The 15,903-nt window shown below is 38.0% G+C and carries 11 protein-coding genes; all 11 read left to right on the top strand.

Annotation, left to right across the window (positions count from 1 at the left end):
• Positions 1-60 precede the first annotated feature (60 nt).
• The 11 genes from ACGLXV_RS18480 to uxaC all read left to right on the top strand — a co-directional run bounded on the left by ACGLXV_RS18480 (position 61) and on the right by uxaC (position 15,883).
• A complete protein-coding gene (locus ACGLXV_RS18480) occupies positions 61-1,224 on the top strand; it encodes an FAD-dependent oxidoreductase (RefSeq protein WP_391559801.1) in 1,164 nt (387 codons plus the stop codon).
• A 387-nt stretch (positions 1,225-1,611) separates the two neighbouring features.
• The gene (locus ACGLXV_RS18475) at positions 1,612-3,114 is read left to right on the top strand and encodes a malate:quinone oxidoreductase (RefSeq protein ID WP_391559800.1); all 1,503 of its coding nucleotides are present in this window, start codon (positions 1,612-1,614) and stop codon (positions 3,112-3,114) included.
• Between the two features lie 630 nt (positions 3,115-3,744).
• Positions 3,745-4,914 carry a threonine ammonia-lyase gene (gene ilvA, locus ACGLXV_RS18470; RefSeq protein WP_391559802.1) on the top strand — a complete coding sequence of 390 codons (1,170 nt, stop codon included), beginning with the start codon at positions 3,745-3,747 and terminating at the stop codon, positions 4,912-4,914.
• A gap of 179 nt (positions 4,915-5,093) precedes the next feature.
• The gene (locus tag ACGLXV_RS18465) at positions 5,094-6,041 is read left to right on the top strand and encodes a carbohydrate ABC transporter permease (protein ID WP_391559799.1); all 948 of its coding nucleotides are present in this window, start codon (positions 5,094-5,096) and stop codon (positions 6,039-6,041) included.
• Positions 6,042-6,043: 2 nt separating this feature from the next.
• The gene (locus tag ACGLXV_RS18460; RefSeq protein WP_391559798.1) at positions 6,044-6,877 is read left to right on the top strand and encodes a carbohydrate ABC transporter permease; all 834 of its coding nucleotides are present in this window, start codon (positions 6,044-6,046) and stop codon (positions 6,875-6,877) included.
• 42 nt (positions 6,878-6,919) lie between these two features.
• Complete coding sequence (locus ACGLXV_RS18455) at positions 6,920-8,257, top strand: ABC transporter substrate-binding protein (protein ID WP_391559797.1); 1,338 nt, start codon at positions 6,920-6,922, stop codon at positions 8,255-8,257.
• Between the two features lie 79 nt (positions 8,258-8,336).
• On the top strand, positions 8,337-9,449 hold the full coding sequence (locus ACGLXV_RS18450) for a glycoside hydrolase family 88/105 protein (RefSeq protein WP_391559796.1): 1,113 nt from the start codon (positions 8,337-8,339) through the stop codon (positions 9,447-9,449).
• Between the two features lie 21 nt (positions 9,450-9,470).
• A complete protein-coding gene (locus ACGLXV_RS18445) occupies positions 9,471-10,775 on the top strand; it encodes a pectate lyase family protein (RefSeq protein WP_391559795.1) in 1,305 nt (434 codons plus the stop codon).
• A gap of 236 nt (positions 10,776-11,011) precedes the next feature.
• The gene (locus ACGLXV_RS18440; protein WP_391559794.1) at positions 11,012-12,736 is read left to right on the top strand and encodes a sensor histidine kinase; all 1,725 of its coding nucleotides are present in this window, start codon (positions 11,012-11,014) and stop codon (positions 12,734-12,736) included.
• Entirely contained in the window at positions 12,737-14,317 is a 1,581-nt protein-coding gene (locus tag ACGLXV_RS18435) for a response regulator (protein WP_391559793.1), read from the top strand.
• A gap of 141 nt (positions 14,318-14,458) precedes the next feature.
• Positions 14,459-15,883, top strand: a complete 1,425-nt coding sequence (gene uxaC / locus ACGLXV_RS18430; protein WP_391559792.1) for a glucuronate isomerase — start codon at positions 14,459-14,461, stop codon at positions 15,881-15,883.
• Positions 15,884-15,903 lie beyond the last annotated feature (20 nt).

The following is a 15,903-nucleotide window of genomic DNA, read 5'->3' as shown; positions in this document are numbered from 1 at the left end:
ATGAAATGAAATGAAGGTGAAAAAAAAGTTACTAATTGAATATTGAGGAGGTCCTTAGCTATGACAAATCAATATGTAAAAAAAGTACTTATAGTTGGTGGTGGAATAAGCGGGTTAGCCGCTGCCATTGCACTTCACAAAATTGGTATTGAAGCCGAAATAGCTGAAAAACAATTAGAATGGGATGTGTATGGTGTTGGAATTATTCAACCGCCCAATGCTCTAAGGGCACTGAATGAAATTGGTTTAGCAGAGGCTTGCATGGAACAGGGAACGTCTTATTCTGGTTTCGATTATTATACTGGAACAGGTCACTTTATGTTCTATGGTCCATCGCCAACCATTCAAGGATACCCTGGAGTTAATGGGATTTCAAGAAAGAAATTGCATCATATTTTGATTCATGCTGTTCAAGAAATTGGAACAAAAATCTATATGGGAACTACGGTTAATCAACTGGACAACAAGGCAGAAGGTGTTACAGTTGAATTGAGCAATGGAATAACGGCAACCTATGATTTGGTAATAGGTTCGGATGGAAGTAATTCGAAGATCCGGCAGTTGTTGTTTGGTGATATAATCCAGCAATATAGTGGTCAGGGAGTTTGGAGATATACACTTCCAAGACCTAAAGAAGTAGACAAAGGCTTATTCTATTATGGCCAAAAAGCTAAAGCTGGTTTAGTTCCCATGTCTGATGATGAAATGTATCTTCTAGTTACAACTCATGAACCCGATAATCCAAGATTTCCGAACGACCAATTACATGTACTGCTCCAGGAAAGGCTTGCTGAATTTGGTGGAATTATAGCGGAAGCAAGAAACATGATTGTTGATCCATCACTTGTGGTATATCGCCCTATTTTTAGTCACTTTGTTGAAGGTCCATGGTATAAAGGAAACGTTGTCCTTGTTGGAGACGCCGCACATGGTACAGCTCCGCATCTTGGACAGGGGGCTTCTATCGCGATTGAAGATGTCATTGTGTTAGCAGATATATTAAAGCATGATTTAGACATTCAAGAAACCTTGAGAGTCTTTATGGATAAACGATATGACCGATGTAAATTGATTGTAGATCATTCCAATCAATTGGTGGAGTGGGAATTACTTACTTGGAGTGGAAAAATGAATGACGGGGGAAGAATTGGTGCCTTCGTTAACGAAACATTGATAAAAATGAATGAACCCTTCTTAACAGAAGTAAATCGTCCGATTGGTTAAGAAATAAGCCTTTGCTATGTGCAAAGGCTTATTTTTAATGGGGTTGTCCCCATATAATACTAACTAGCTTGTCCTTTCATTACCAGTATCCTGAAATAATGATATGTTCAATCATTAACTAGTTCTTCACTGTATAAGTATGCGAATTAACTATATTGAAAGAAGCTAAAATAAGCTGAATTATTGCGTATTGCAAGGATTTATGGAAGGAGTTCTTATTTTTTTTTCCATGAAATAATTTATAATTATCAGATAATACTAGATATTTTAATCTATAATTTATTATAATAGACTATAATAGGATTAGAAATTAGACAGAATAGGTGTGTTCATAAGTAGCGCTCACATCCTTTCTGCGAATTTAGGATATAGATAAGGAAGGTAAAAATGAGAAAAAGAGAAACTACATCAGACGTTTTCTTAATTGGTGCCGGAATCATGAGCGCTACGTTGGGAACACTTCTGAAAGAATTAGTACCAGAATGGAAAATTACAGTGTTTGAAAAGCTCTCGAAAACAGGAGAGGAAAGCTCGAACGAATGGAATAATGCGGGAACAGGGCATGCCGCACTGTGCGAGCTGAACTATACGGTTGAAAAACCGGATGGATCTGTAGATATTAGTAAAGCTATAAAGATTAATGAGCAGTTTCAGATTTCTATGCAGTTTTGGTCTTATCTTGTAAACAGCAGGCTGATACATAATCCACAGGATTTTATCATGCCACTGCCTCATATGAGTTTAGTGCAAGGAGAACAAAATATAGCTTTTTTAAAGAGGCGATTTGAAGCGTTGTCAAATAATCCATTATTCCAAGGAATGGAGTTTTCCGAGGATCCAAAAAAACTAATGGAATGGATTCCTCTTATTATGCAAAACCGATCAACCAATGAACCTATAGCTGCTACAAAAATAGACTCTGGAACGGATGTCAACTTTGGTGCGTTAACACGCATGCTGTTTACCTATTTAGAGAGCAAAGATGTGCAAATAAACCATAATCATAGTGTGCTTGATATAAAACGTACTAACGATGGATTGTGGGAATTGAAAGTTCGGAATCTCGAAAGTGGTACGGTTGAACATCATACAGCCAAATTCGTCTTTATTGGAGGTGGAGGAGGAAGCCTCCATTTACTGCAAAAATCCGGTATTCCTGAAGGAAAACATATTGGAGGTTTCCCTGTAAGCGGAATTTTTATGGTCTGTAATAATCCAACTGTTGTAGAGCAACATCATGCAAAAGTATACGGGAAAGCAAAGGTTGGGGCTCCGCCTATGTCTGTACCGCATTTAGATACAAGATTTATTGACAATAAAAAATCCTTACTATTTGGACCGTTTGCTGGCTTTACACCTAAGTTTTTAAAAACAGGTTCTGTATTTGATTTAGTAACTTCTGTAAAGCCGGATAATCTCTTAACGATGTTGGCTGCAGGGGCAAAAGAAATGTCTTTGACAAAATACCTGATTCAGCAAGTGATGTTATCAAAGGAACAACGTATGGAAGAGTTACGTGAGTTTATCCCGAATGCTAAGAGCGAAGATTGGGATTTAGTAGTAGCAGGTCAACGTGTGCAAGTGATAAAGGACACAGAAGATGGGGGCAAAGGAACGCTCCAATTTGGTACAGAAGTGATTACTGCTGAAGATGGTTCCATTGCAGCATTACTAGGAGCCTCTCCGGGTGCATCAACGGCCGTTTACGTCATGCTAGAGATCATTAAAAAGTGCTTCCCGGAACATATAAATGAATGGGAACCGAAAATTAAAGAAATGATCCCTTCTTATGGCCTGTCACTAATGGAAAACCCAGACCTATTACGAAGAATCCATCACTCAACCGCAGAAACACTTGGTTTAACAGAGAAAGAACCAGTTTTTAGTTAATAAAAATATACTGAACCTCTAATCTATTTTTGATGGGAGGTTCTTTGTTTTAGAGTCGCTTTTATTAATTTGAATAAATGGACCTACAAAAATTTAACAACACAGGAAGAAAACATATGTTCGGTATGATATAATAGAAAAGACAATAGCATAGTTGCAGGGTGGGGCGATTGAGCCTTCCTTATGGGAGGTGACAAGCGTGGATTTAGATTCAGCAATGTTCGTAATAGCATTGGTAACTCTAATCGTACTTTTAATTGATAAAATAAAAAAGTAAAACCCACCCTGTATCTTTGGCCGGAACAGGTGGGCTTTACTTTGAAAAGAAACCGTATTGTTGATCGCCAATCGCACATTCTGCGATTATGCATTGTTAAAGGTAAGCGTGTGTTCAAAGCACATGCTTATTTTTAATATATGGATGATCTCCCTTTATTATAGACTAATTTTAGTGAAAAATAAATTAATTATAATATAATCTAATACTTTCTTATAAGAATTTGTAAACGATTTTAGATGAGCTGATAAGCACTACATATTTCCAATAATGATGCACATCCTACTACTAAATAATAGGACCTAGGAGGAGTTACTGTGAACCTAGATAACATCATTATTGCCCGAGAGAAGATGAAGGGCATTGTGCATGAAACTCCTTTGGATTATTCCAAAACGTTTAGTGACCTTGCTCAAAATGAAGTATATTTAAAGTTAGAGAATCTTCAAAAGACTGGATCTTTTAAGGTGAGGGGTTCTTATAATAAGCTAATCTCTTTATCTGAAGAAGAATTAAAAAAAGGAGTGGTAGCTGCATCTGCTGGTAACCACGCACAAGGTGTTGCCTATTCAAGTCAAATGCTAGGGATTCCATGTACGATTGTAATGCCGAAGGGAGCACCGCTCAGTAAAGTGCTTGCAACAAGGCAATACGGGGCAGAGGTAATATTAGAGGGAAATGTGTTTGATGAAGCACTCGCTTTCGCTTTAGAGCTGAACGAAAAAAGAGGTGCTACATTTATTCACGCCTTTGATGATGAGGCGGTCATCACGGGTCAAGGAACAGTGGGTCTAGAGATTCTTGATCAGCTTCCTGAAGTAGAGGCGGTTATTTGTCCGGTTGGCGGTGGGGGACTGATAGCTGGTGTCGCAATGGCTGTGAAGGAAAAAAATCCTAATATTGCTGTATATGGTGTTCAAACCATGGCGTGTCCTAGTATGAAACAATCACTAATCGAACAGAAGCCCGTTGCCATTAAATCTTCACCAACAATGGCAGATGGAATTGCTGTACAAAAACCGGGAGCGAGCAATTTCGAAATTGTGAAAAAATATGTAAACGATATCGTGTGTGTGGACGAAATGGAAATTGCACGGACGATGCTCTTGCTTTTAGAAAGAAATAAATTACTAGTTGAGGGGTCAGGGGCTAGTTCTCTTGCCGCATTATTGTATAAAAAAATAAATATAACAAATAAAAAGGTGGCAGCTGTTTTAAGTGGGGGCAATGTCAATGTTCATTTTATATCTAGGATTATTGAACGTGGACTTGTTGAGTCAGGAAGGTACGCGAACTTTTCCATCATTTTAAAGGATAAGCCTGGAGAGCTTCAACGGGTGGTCAGCTCGATAACGGAATTAGATGCCAATATTCAAGATGTTCATCTCCATCATATGGGGAAAAATATTTATCCTGGCTACGCACAACTGGATCTATCAGTTGAAACAAAAAATAATGAGCATATCGAAGAGCTGTTTAGTGTTTTAAAAGAGAAAGAGATTCAAGTAACGATGGAATCATAAGAATGTTCATAGAAAATAAAGTGAAAATAATACGTAAAACGGTCTATCCTTTTTGGGATAGGCTTTTTTGATTCAAATGTTAAAAACATCTAAAAATATCAAATATTTATCTAAAGATTTTGAATTCTTAATGTAAGCGTTTTCGTTTAGAATGAAAACAAGAAAGGAGGAGCGAATCTATGAATCTTCGACAAGAAGTAGAATTGGACATTGTTCCTGCGGAAGAAAAAGGACCTAGAAAAAAATTAAAGCTTAAAAACGTGGTTCCTTATTTGTTTATTTTACCTTCAACTTTGATGATTGCTATATTTTTATTTTACCCTATTGGGACGGTATTTTATTATAGCTTACAAAATTACGATGTGTCGGCTCCATTTTATAACGGATTTGCGGGACTAGAAAACTTTAAAAAAATCTTTACTCAGGATAAATTGTTCTTCCCTAGTCTATGGATCTCTTTTAAATGGGTGGTCTCACAAGTAGGCTTGCAGCTCATTTTTGGATTATCGGCAGCCCTTCTCCTCAATCAAAAGTTTAAATTTAGGGGAATGGTGAGAGCGGCGGCTTTTATTCCTTGGGCCATCTCGGGCGTTCTGGCTTCTGTTATGTGGTCATTAATGTTTAATGAGCATATGGGAGTAATCAACGATATCCTTCTAAGACTAGGTGTGATTAGTGAAAGCAAGGCGTGGCTAGCAGACAGTACAACAGCCTTCATTTCAGTTATCATTGCTGAGCTTTGGAGAGGGATTCCGTTCTTCGCCATCACACTACTCGCAGCACTTCAAAGTATACCTGAAGAACTTTATGAAGCAGCTAAAGTTGATGGGGCAGGACGCGTCAAGTCCTTTTGGTTCGTAACTTTACCACAATTGAAAAACACAATCGTTTTAACGACATTGCTTCGTGTGATTTGGGAATTTAATAATGTCGATCTTCTTTTCAACCTAACAGGTGGAGGACCAGCTCATAGTACGACAACATTAACGATGTATATTGCGGAACAAGCTGTCCATGGAAGTAACTTTGGTTATGGGTCGGCCTTAACAGTTGTAGCATTTGGTATACTTTTCATATTCGCAGCTGTTTATTTACGAATAACTAGATTTGAAAGAGAGGAGAATTAAACATGAATAATCAAAAAAAACTTGACCGATTACTAACCTTTAACCTACCCGTACTGGTCATGCTTGTTTTCACTCTCTTTCCACTCTATTGGACTATCAACACCGCATTTAAGCAGGAAGGGGACATTATTAAGCGGCCACTAGGGTATATCCCCGCATCGCCTACAATTGAAAATTTTGTAACTGCTTGGACGAATGTAGGCTTTTCAACGTACTTTAAAAATAGTTTAATAGTTGGTATATCTACTGTATGTATCGTTTTGGTTTTATCCACGCTCTCCGGATATGCGTTAAGCAGATATAAGTTTAAAGGCAAACGACCTTTTCTCTTGATGCTTCTATGTACACAGTTCATTCCAAGATCCATGCTCATTATTCCATTGTTTCTCATCTTTAAACATATGGGGCTAATTAGTAACCCGCTTTCGTTAATTATTACGTATGTTGCGGTAGAAATTCCATTTACAACGGTCTTAATGAACGGCTTTATTTCGAATGTTCCTCGTGAACTAGAGGAAGCAGCCATGATTGATGGATGCAATCGACTACAGGCCATTCGATATGTCATCTTTCCATTGTTAGTTCCTGGAATTGTGGCAACTAGTGTGTTTACGTTTATTTATACATGGAACGAATTTTTACTAGCCTTGATGCTGACAAATCAGCAGGAGAAATTCACCTTACCAATTGGACTAAGTTATATGATGGGTGAGTTTAATATCAACTATGGTGCATTAGCGGCTGGAAGTGTAATCGCTTTAATTCCTGCAGTCATTCTGTTCGCCTTTGCTCAAAAGCATTTGGTTAATGGCATGGGTGGTGCAGTGAAAGGATAATTAAGGTAAAAAAAGCTCATCAATACACAAGGGGGAGTATTTATGTACAAAGGAATTTTGAAAACGGTTGCGGTTTCTTCAATGGCCGCCATGCTGATCTTAGCCGGTTGTAGTTCTGGTGCAAGCAATGAACCATCTACTTCTGAAAAGAAAACTGATACAAATGAGAAAGTTACTTTAACGTTCTGGGATGAAAATGCAGGTCCACAAAGGACACCCATTTGGGAAGAGTTAATTAAAAGATTTGAAGATGAAAATCCAAATATAGACGTTGAATATGTAGGATTACCTAAGGATTCGGCTAAAACAAAATATGATGCTTCCATTGCAGCAGAGGACACACCTGATGTGGGGAGCGTGCAAACAAGTTGGTTACCTGAGTTTGCGCTCAGAGAAGCGTTACTTCCATTAGATTCGTATTTTGACGATTGGGAGGATAAAGATAAGATCAATACAGGTGCCATTGAGTTCAACAAGGATATTGTATTTGATAATAAGCTGTACGGTATTCCTTATACTCAAAATCTAGATATTTTATGGGTACGACCTGACTGGTTTAGTGAAAAAGGGACAAAGGTTCCTGAAAACTGGGATGAATTCTTTACTGCGATTGAAGAGCAAACCGACAAGTCTAATAACCGCTACGGATACACTATTCGTGGAGGTGCAGGCGGATCCTTCCAGCTTCAACGTCTCATGTATGCTTACTCAGGTGAAGAAAACTATATTGAAGACGGAAAAAGTACGATTAATAGCAAAGAACATGCAGAGTTTTTGAAGAAGTATTTTGCTCTATATAAGGAGTACACTCCTCAAAGTGATATTACAAATGGATATAAAGAAATGATTGCTGGCTTTGATACAGGAGCTGTAGCAATGGTTCAGCACAATATTGGTTCGTATGGTGAGCATAATGAAGCATTAGAACCAAGTCAATTCCAGGCGATCCCGCTGCCAAAAACGGCTGATGGTAAGTATGTAGCTGAAGGTGGGAATACCATTGGCATCAGTGTGTTTAAAAACTCAGAACATCCAGACGAGGCGTGGAAGCTTGCGGCATTCCTTAACTCAAAGGAAAGTCAATCGTATTGGAACCAACAGGTTGGCCAAATTCCAACGAACTCCGATGTACTAGATGAAGAATGGGTAAAGAATTCTCCACATATTCAAACGGCATTCAGTGTGTATGATAATCCAGAAACAATTCTTTACAAGCCACCATTCTATCTGCCTGAGTACAGATCCATTCTCGATACGATTGTGGATCCAGGAACACAAGCAGTTATGAGTGGAAAGATGACTGTTGAAGAATTTTTAGATGAATGGGCGACTGCAATTGAAGAGGCACAGAAAAAATATGATGAACACTTTAATCAATAGTTATTAATAATCAGTTGTTAAAAATAAAGCCGTCTAAGACTCTTCCAGACGGCTTTATTAGCTTAAAGGAGGCGTAAAAATGGGCAATTCAGAAACAAAATCATCAATAGTTACCGCGGATGTGGCATTAGAAATGGCAGAAAAAGCAGCGAAAACCGTGATGAACAGCTTCTCCACAAGGGAGCTCCCACCTGCAAACGAATGGCATTACCATCAAGGAGTTTATCTATACGGACTTCAACGAATTTGGGAAAAAATAGGAAATCAAGAATATTTTCAGTACTTAAAAGGATATATCGATAATCTTGTAGATGATGAGGGGAATTTCTTGTTTGAGCGGGATCAGTTGGACTCTATTCAAGTAGGCATCCTATTATATCCTTTACTTTCAGCGACGAGTGATCCTAAGTATAAAAAAGCAGCACATAAATTAAGAGGTTTGTATTTTACACTTAATCAAACAAAAGAAGGAGGCTTTTGGCATAAGGACAAATACCCTTATCAAATGTGGCTAGATGGTTTATTTATGGCAGGTCCTTTTGCTTTAATGTACCAACAAGCTTTTCATGAACAAGGGTTAGATGAGATGGTGCTCTTTCAAGAAAAGCTGATGAGAAAAAACATGAAGGACACGAAGACGGGTCTTCTTTATCATGCCTATGATGAAAGCAGACGTATGCAATGGGCTAATGAAGATACGGGCTGCTCTCCTGAGTTTTGGGGCCGATCAGTTGGATGGTATGGTACAGCACTGATTGATATTCTCGATCTTTTACCGGAAGATCATCAAGGGAGTGGAGAACTTATTCAATCATTACAGAGTTTAATTGAAAGCTTGGTGAAGTACCAAGATTTAGAGACAGGATTATGGTATCAAATCGTCGATAAAGGAATGGAGGAGGATAATTGGTTAGAGTCTTCCTGTTCCAGTTTGTTCATTTATACAATTGCAAGGGCCTTTGAGAAGGGATATATCAGTGACAACCAACTAGAAGTGGCAGTAAGAGGCTATCAAGGGTTATTGGATCACATGATTGAGATTGAAGGCGATAAGCTAACGATGAAAGGAATTTGTATCGGTACATCTGCTGGAGTGTATGATTACTATGTTTCTCGACCTGTTTCTGAAAATGATTTGCACGGTGTGGGGGCATTTATTTTAGCAAGCATGGCACTTGAAAAGGTTCTTTAATAAAAAAAGGAGAGTGATAGAATGAAAAAATTGGTTAGTAGTTTATTCGCAGTCTCTTTAATGGCAATGAGTTTATCACCCGTCTTTGCGTCTTCCCCCAAAATAGGAGAGGAGGTTCTTGCTCCTAATGACGGGTGGGCTGCTTACGGGGTAGGAACTACAGGAGGAGCAAATTCGGATGATCAGCATATCTTTACGGTGACGAACAAAAAGGAACTGCTAGAAGCTCTTGGGGGAGGAAAGGATCATACACCTAAAATCATTTATGTGAATGGAAGCATTGATTTTAATGTAGATGAAAATAACAACCCTATTGGCCCTGACTATTACGCTGATGAAGAATATGATTTTCAAGCTTATCTAGATGCCTATCACCCGGAAGCTTGGGGGTATGAAAATGAAGTGTCAGGTCCGCTTGAAGATGCACGATCTCGAGCGCAGCAAAAGCAAAAGCAACAAGTGGTCGTTAACATCGGTTCTAACACTTCCATTATTGGACTCGGTGATGATGCGAAGATTCTTGGTGGAAGCTTTATAATGAGTAATGTTGAAAACATTATTATTCGTAATATCGAGTTTGAAGCACCGCGAGACTTCTTTCCCCAATGGGACCCAACTGATGGGGAATATGGAGAATGGAACTCCGAATATGACAATGTAACGATCACCAATGGCACCCATCATGTATGGATTGACCATAACACATTCAGTGATGGACAGTACCATGATAAGGATTCTGGGAAATTTTTTGGGAGAACATATCAGCAGCACGACGGTCTTCTTGATGTAACCAACGGAGCAAACTATGTGACGATTTCCTACAATGTATTAAAGGATCATGATAAAGTATCGCTTATTGGTTCAAGCGACAGTCGTACAAGTGATCGTGGCAAATTAAAGGTAACCCTTCATCATAACTATTACAAAAATTTAACTCAACGTCTACCGAGGGTAAGGTACGGGGAAGTTCACGTATACAATAATTATTACGAGTTTAATAATAGTTCTGATTATCCTTTTGATTATGCGCTTGGAGTAGGAGTAGAATCAAAGATTTATGCAGAAAATAACTATTTTGCAGGTAATATAGATCCTGGGAAAATTATTAAAGATTGGAAGGGAACGTCCATATATGAAAGTGGTTCCTTTGTTGAAGGAAAGAGTTCGGCCAATCAAGTGGACTTGGTACAAGCGTTTAACCACTCCCATACGGTGCAGTTGAATGAGAATGTGGGTTGGAAGCCGAGTCTTTTTACGAACATTCATCCGACCCAGAGCGTACCTGCTTTAGTGAAAGCAAAAGCGGGTTCCGGAAAGCTAGAATAGTAGGATGAATAAGAGGGAACTCATAATCATATGTTATGAGTTTTCCTTTTTTCATTAAATCTACCCATTTACCACTATCGACAAATAAGGTAAATTAGTAAATAGGATAATTTTAGAAAAAGGAATGGAGTAGAAGTTGATAGAATGTAAACGCTTCCTATGTATCTATGAGAAATAAGTTTATCAAATTTATAAAAAGGTATTTTTTATTTTCTCTCAGGTCAACGATTATCTCATTGTTTCTTCCAGTCATTATTTTCTTCATTGCTTTTACCGGTTGGATTTCCTATCAACTCGCTGTGACACAATTAGAAGAAAATGCGTATAAAAGTGTGGATGATACCGTATTTCAAACGAAGGCTTATTTAGAAAACAGACTGTATGATATTTTTGAACAGTTAGTTGCTTTTTCTAATGATCCCTACACATTAGACATTATTAATTCAGAGTCAAAAGAAATTGATCCAGATGATTATATTGAAATGAACAACAAACTGAAAATGATACACCTAAACTTCAATTCAATTATCGAATCGATTTTTGTGGATATGCACGAAGGCAAGTTTACGATCTTTCGAAGCGATTACCGAATGAAGTTCAAGCAGTTCCCTTATAAGGAGTATGCCAAGCAGTATCAAGGTAGCAAGGAAGGGTTTTATTGGCATAACGAACATATTGATGATATTTTTGCCAGTGAGGCTGAGGTTGTAAGCGTTTTTAAGCTAATTGGTACGGACAGCTCTGAGGCAAATGGGGTTTTATTGTTTAATTTGCGTACCGATTTTTTTGAAAATGTACTTAATAAATCGTTAATTGGTGAACATGGCTTTCTTACTCTTGTAAGCCCAGATGGAACCTTTAATTCAAAAGCAGTTCCTGAAGAGTATCGTTTAGATTCAAAGGAAGTACAATACTTAGAAACGTTACAAGAGGAAAAGGGGAGATATGAGTTTCAGAATGCGGATGGTAAAAAGATGACCATTATTTACGATACCATTGGTGTGAACAAATGGAAGGTTGCTGCCGTGTTTCCGACTGATGAAATATTAAAGAAAGCCAATTATATTAAATACGTAACGCTGATCGTTATTTTAATTTTAACCGTTATTGCCATTTTAATTGCCAACTTTTTCGCAAAGTACATTACGAATCCTGTATCGGCTCTTGTTCAGCAAACAAAGCAAATCAACGAAAATAATTTGAATCTTACCTTTCAACCGAATGGTCCAAAGGAAATTCAAATTTTAAATACAGCAATGGATGAGTTAATGGTTCGAATCAATACGCTGCTGGAGCAAATTAGACTAGAACAGGATGAAAAGAGACAGCTAGAGTTCTCTGTCCTGCATGCACAAATTAATCCCCACTTTTTATATAACACTCTTTATTCAATTAAAGGACTATCGGACATGGGAATGAATAAAGAAGCTAGCAGTATGATTACTGCTTTATCTAACTTCTTTCGTATAAGTATTAGTAGAGGGAAGGAGATTATCAGCTTAGAGGAGGAGCTTGCTCATATCAAAAATTATCTTATTATTCAGGAAATGAGATACGGTGATGATTTTTCGTATCAAATTCAGATAGATCCTAGTCTACTAAAATACAAGATTGTCAAACTAACTCTACAGCCCCTTATTGAGAATGCTATTTATCATGGAGTGAAGCAAAAACGTGGGAAGGGAGAGATTATTGTGAACGGCTATGAATCAGAGGATCATATTTATCTGGAAGTCGTTGACAATGGCTCAGGCATTAGCCATGACAGGCTTAGTGAGATAAGGGAGGAGCTCTCAAGTCAAAAGGTTCATTCCCCAACCATCGGAATTGGGCTTAGAAGTGTGCATGAACGAATTAAGATGCACTTCGGAGAACCGTACGGGTTAACGGTTGAAAGTGAGGAGGGGGTAGGAACGCACTCTATGGTTACAATCCCAAAAACATGGGGAGGAGTGGGCTAAATGTATAAGGTTGTAATAGTTGATGATGATCGAATTATCCGTAAAGGTTTATCTAGTGTCATTCCTTGGGCTGAACATGGATTTGAACTCGTTGGGGTAGCTGCTGATGGAGAAGAAGGACTAGAGTTGATAAAGGCAAATCAACCGCAAATAGTTATTTCAGACATCCAAATGCCTTTTATGAATGGTTTGGAGATGACCAAGGCGATCAAGGATCTTGATATGAACACAAAAATCATTTTATTAACGGGATATGAAGACTTTAAATATGCACATGAGGCCATTAAATTAAAAGCATTTGATTATTTACTAAAGCCCGTTGAAACAAGTGAATTAATCGAAAAACTTATTCAGGCCTCAACGGAATTAGCAATAGAATATGAAAAAGAAGCTCAAATTAGTGATAGTCAAGCCTACTTCCAACAAGTGTTCTTGAAGAAACTTTCTCACTCTTCCTTTACAACAACCGATTTAATGAAGGAATTACATGTGCTCGGAATCCAGCCGTATGGTACGTGCACAACCGCGCTCTATGTAAAAATGGATCAAGTGGAATTTGGTTCACATTTCACCTTAGAAGGAATGAAAGCTAACTTGATAGAGGAGTGCAAAAGTGTCATTGCTAAAAGGGAGATAGAGGGATATATTCTCCATGCGGAAGCGGAGCATTTTGCTATTTTTCTCTTTGATACAGAAGTGACAATGGAGAGTGCTAGGGCAAGAGTAGATGAAATCACTCAAGAGGTTCGACAGAATGTTGAAGCTTGCTTCAGTACAACCGTCACAATTTCGACTGGGAGAAGATACCCACTTATAGATGGAATAGGCTGCTCTTATTTGGAAGCTAAAAAAGCGATGGAGTTTCGTCATATGATGGGAACGAATCGCGCCTTTTCGATTGAAGAAATTGAGGAAACGAATACTGAAGAAATGGCTATCGAGAATAGACTGGTAGAAGAGTTGATTCGTTATATATCTCTTGGGTTACCTGAGAAAGTGGCACTTTTACTAGAGGGTGTAAAGAAGGATATTATTAGTACGAAAATGGTTTCTCTTGAGGAAATCATTCTACTAGCTATTAGGTGCATTCATTTAATGCTTCATGAAGCGAGTATTATGGCTAAAACATGGGATTACACAAGATTTACTCAATCGGAAAGTAAGTTGATGAAGATGCAGACCATTGATGAGATCTTTTTAGAAATAACGAATATCTCTATTGATTTAGCTAGCTTTGTGAAAGAATTAAACAGAAATCAGAAGCATTCTCTTGTTGATAAAGCAATCCGGTTTATTAAAGAAAACTATCATGAGTCAAGTGTGAATCTACAAATGGTTGCAGAACAGGTACATGTGAGTTCCGCGTACTTGAGCAATTTGTTTAAAGTTGAAAAAGGATTTAATTTTGGCGACTTTCTGCTCGAAACGAGAATGAAGAAGGCGATGGAACTGTTTAGAACTACTGATTTTAAATCCTATGAAGTGGCTGAAAAAGTAGGATACTCTAATCCCCAATATTTCAGTAGCAGTTTTAAAAAATACACTGGATATTCTCCGGCAGAATTTAAACGACTGAAGTAGGGGAGGTTGGCGTTTGATCAAATTGCCCTCTACTTTCTTTTTAGGAATTCTATACTTTACGCGATTGGGCTTTGGTTTATGATTACGGTATTAGGTACAGATAAAAATGTTAACGTTAACAATAAAAGAGGATGTGAACCTATGGAAAAGTTTATGGGAAATAATTTTTTATTGAAAAATGATACAGCAGTCACGTTATTTCATAATTATGCAAAAGAAATGCCAATCATCGACTACCATTGTCACTTAAATCCAAAGGAAATCTATGAAAACAAGCAGTTCAAAAATATTACCGAAGCTTGGCTGTACGGAGATCATTATAAGTGGAGAGCAATGAGGGCCAATGGAATTGCTGAGGAGTATATAACCGGTGATAAATCGGACTATGAGAAATTTCTAGCGTGGGCAAAAACTGTACCCATGACGATCGGGAATCCGTTATACAATTGGACTCATTTAGAACTTCAACGATTTTTCGGAATTTATGACATTTTAAATGAGCAGAGTGCACCGTATATATGGGAAAAAGTAAACACATTGCTGAACAAAGAAGATTATCGAGTCAGAGAGTTAATCGTTAAGTCTAAGGTAAGAGTGATTTGTACGACAGATGATCCAGTCGATACGTTAGAATATCATTCGTTGTTAAAGGAAGAAAAGGATTTTCCAGTGAGTGTCGTTCCAGGATTCCGTCCTGATAAGGGCTTGGAAATTCAGCGAGAAGGTTTTTTAGATTGGGTGGCTAAGCTTTCTCAAGTCTCTAGTATTGATATAGAAAACTATGAGGATTATCTAGCTGCACTCGAGTCTAGAGTTCGTTTCTTTCAAGCAGTAGGATGTAGAGTGTCCGACCATGCGTTAGATTCTATGGTATATGAGGAGGCTACCTTTGAAGAGGTCGCCCAGGTTTTTGCCAAAAGAGTAACAGGAAGACAGATCTCTTTGGAAGAGGAAAAGAAATTCAAAACCTTTACGCTCCTGTTTTTAGGGAAGCTTTATGCAGACTTAGATTGGGCAATGCAGTTTCATATCAACGCAAACCGTAATAATAACACGAGAATGTTGAGTTCGCTGGGACCGGATACAGGCTATGATTCCATTAACGACGATCAAATTGCTAAGCCATTAGTGAAAATCCTAGATGAATTAGATCGTCATGATAAGCTACCGAAAACCATTCTTTACTCTTTGAATCCTGGCGATAATCATGTAATTGCAAGTATCATAAACAGTTTTCAAGATGGAAAGATACCTGGGAAAATTCAATTTGGGACGGCCTGGTGGTTCAATGATACAAAGGATGGTATGCTTGATCAAATGAAGGCTTTATCCAATATGGGGTTATTTAGTCGTTTTATCGGGATGCTAACAGATTCGAGAAGTTTTCTATCCTATACAAGGCATGAATACTTCCGAAGACTCGTTTGCAATTTAATTGGTGAGTGGGTCGAAAACGGAGAGGTCCCCCATGACATGGAACTACTAGGAGGAATTGTGCAGGGAATTTGCTACCACAATGCAAAAGCTTACTTTGCTTTTCAGGAGGTAGAAGTGAAAGCTTTTTAATGATACAAAAAGGAAGGTCA

This window comes from Robertmurraya sp. (assembly GCF_036676585.1).
Lineage (GTDB): Bacteria > Bacillota > Bacilli > Bacillales > Cytobacillaceae > Robertmurraya_A.
This window is presented reverse-complemented; position numbering and strand designations above follow the sequence as displayed.

What these genes read in the sequence shown, in the direction of transcription:
- ACGLXV_RS18480 (WP_391559801.1), top strand. Translation starts at nt 61, where the DNA reads ATGACAAATCAATATGTAAAAAAAGTACTTATAGTTGGTGGTGGAATA.
- ACGLXV_RS18475 (WP_391559800.1), top strand. Translation starts at nt 1,612, where the DNA reads ATGAGAAAAAGAGAAACTACATCAGACGTTTTCTTAATTGGTGCCGGA.
- ilvA (WP_391559802.1), top strand. Translation starts at nt 3,745, where the DNA reads ATGAAGGGCATTGTGCATGAAACTCCTTTGGATTATTCCAAAACGTTT.
- ACGLXV_RS18465 (WP_391559799.1), top strand. Translation starts at nt 5,094, where the DNA reads ATGAATCTTCGACAAGAAGTAGAATTGGACATTGTTCCTGCGGAAGAA.
- ACGLXV_RS18460 (WP_391559798.1), top strand. Translation starts at nt 6,044, where the DNA reads ATGAATAATCAAAAAAAACTTGACCGATTACTAACCTTTAACCTACCC.
- ACGLXV_RS18455 (WP_391559797.1), top strand. Translation starts at nt 6,920, where the DNA reads ATGTACAAAGGAATTTTGAAAACGGTTGCGGTTTCTTCAATGGCCGCC.
- ACGLXV_RS18450 (WP_391559796.1), top strand. Translation starts at nt 8,337, where the DNA reads ATGGGCAATTCAGAAACAAAATCATCAATAGTTACCGCGGATGTGGCA.
- ACGLXV_RS18445 (WP_391559795.1), top strand. Translation starts at nt 9,471, where the DNA reads ATGAAAAAATTGGTTAGTAGTTTATTCGCAGTCTCTTTAATGGCAATG.
- ACGLXV_RS18435 (WP_391559793.1), top strand. Translation starts at nt 12,737, where the DNA reads ATGTATAAGGTTGTAATAGTTGATGATGATCGAATTATCCGTAAAGGT.
- uxaC (WP_391559792.1), top strand. Translation starts at nt 14,459, where the DNA reads ATGGAAAAGTTTATGGGAAATAATTTTTTATTGAAAAATGATACAGCA.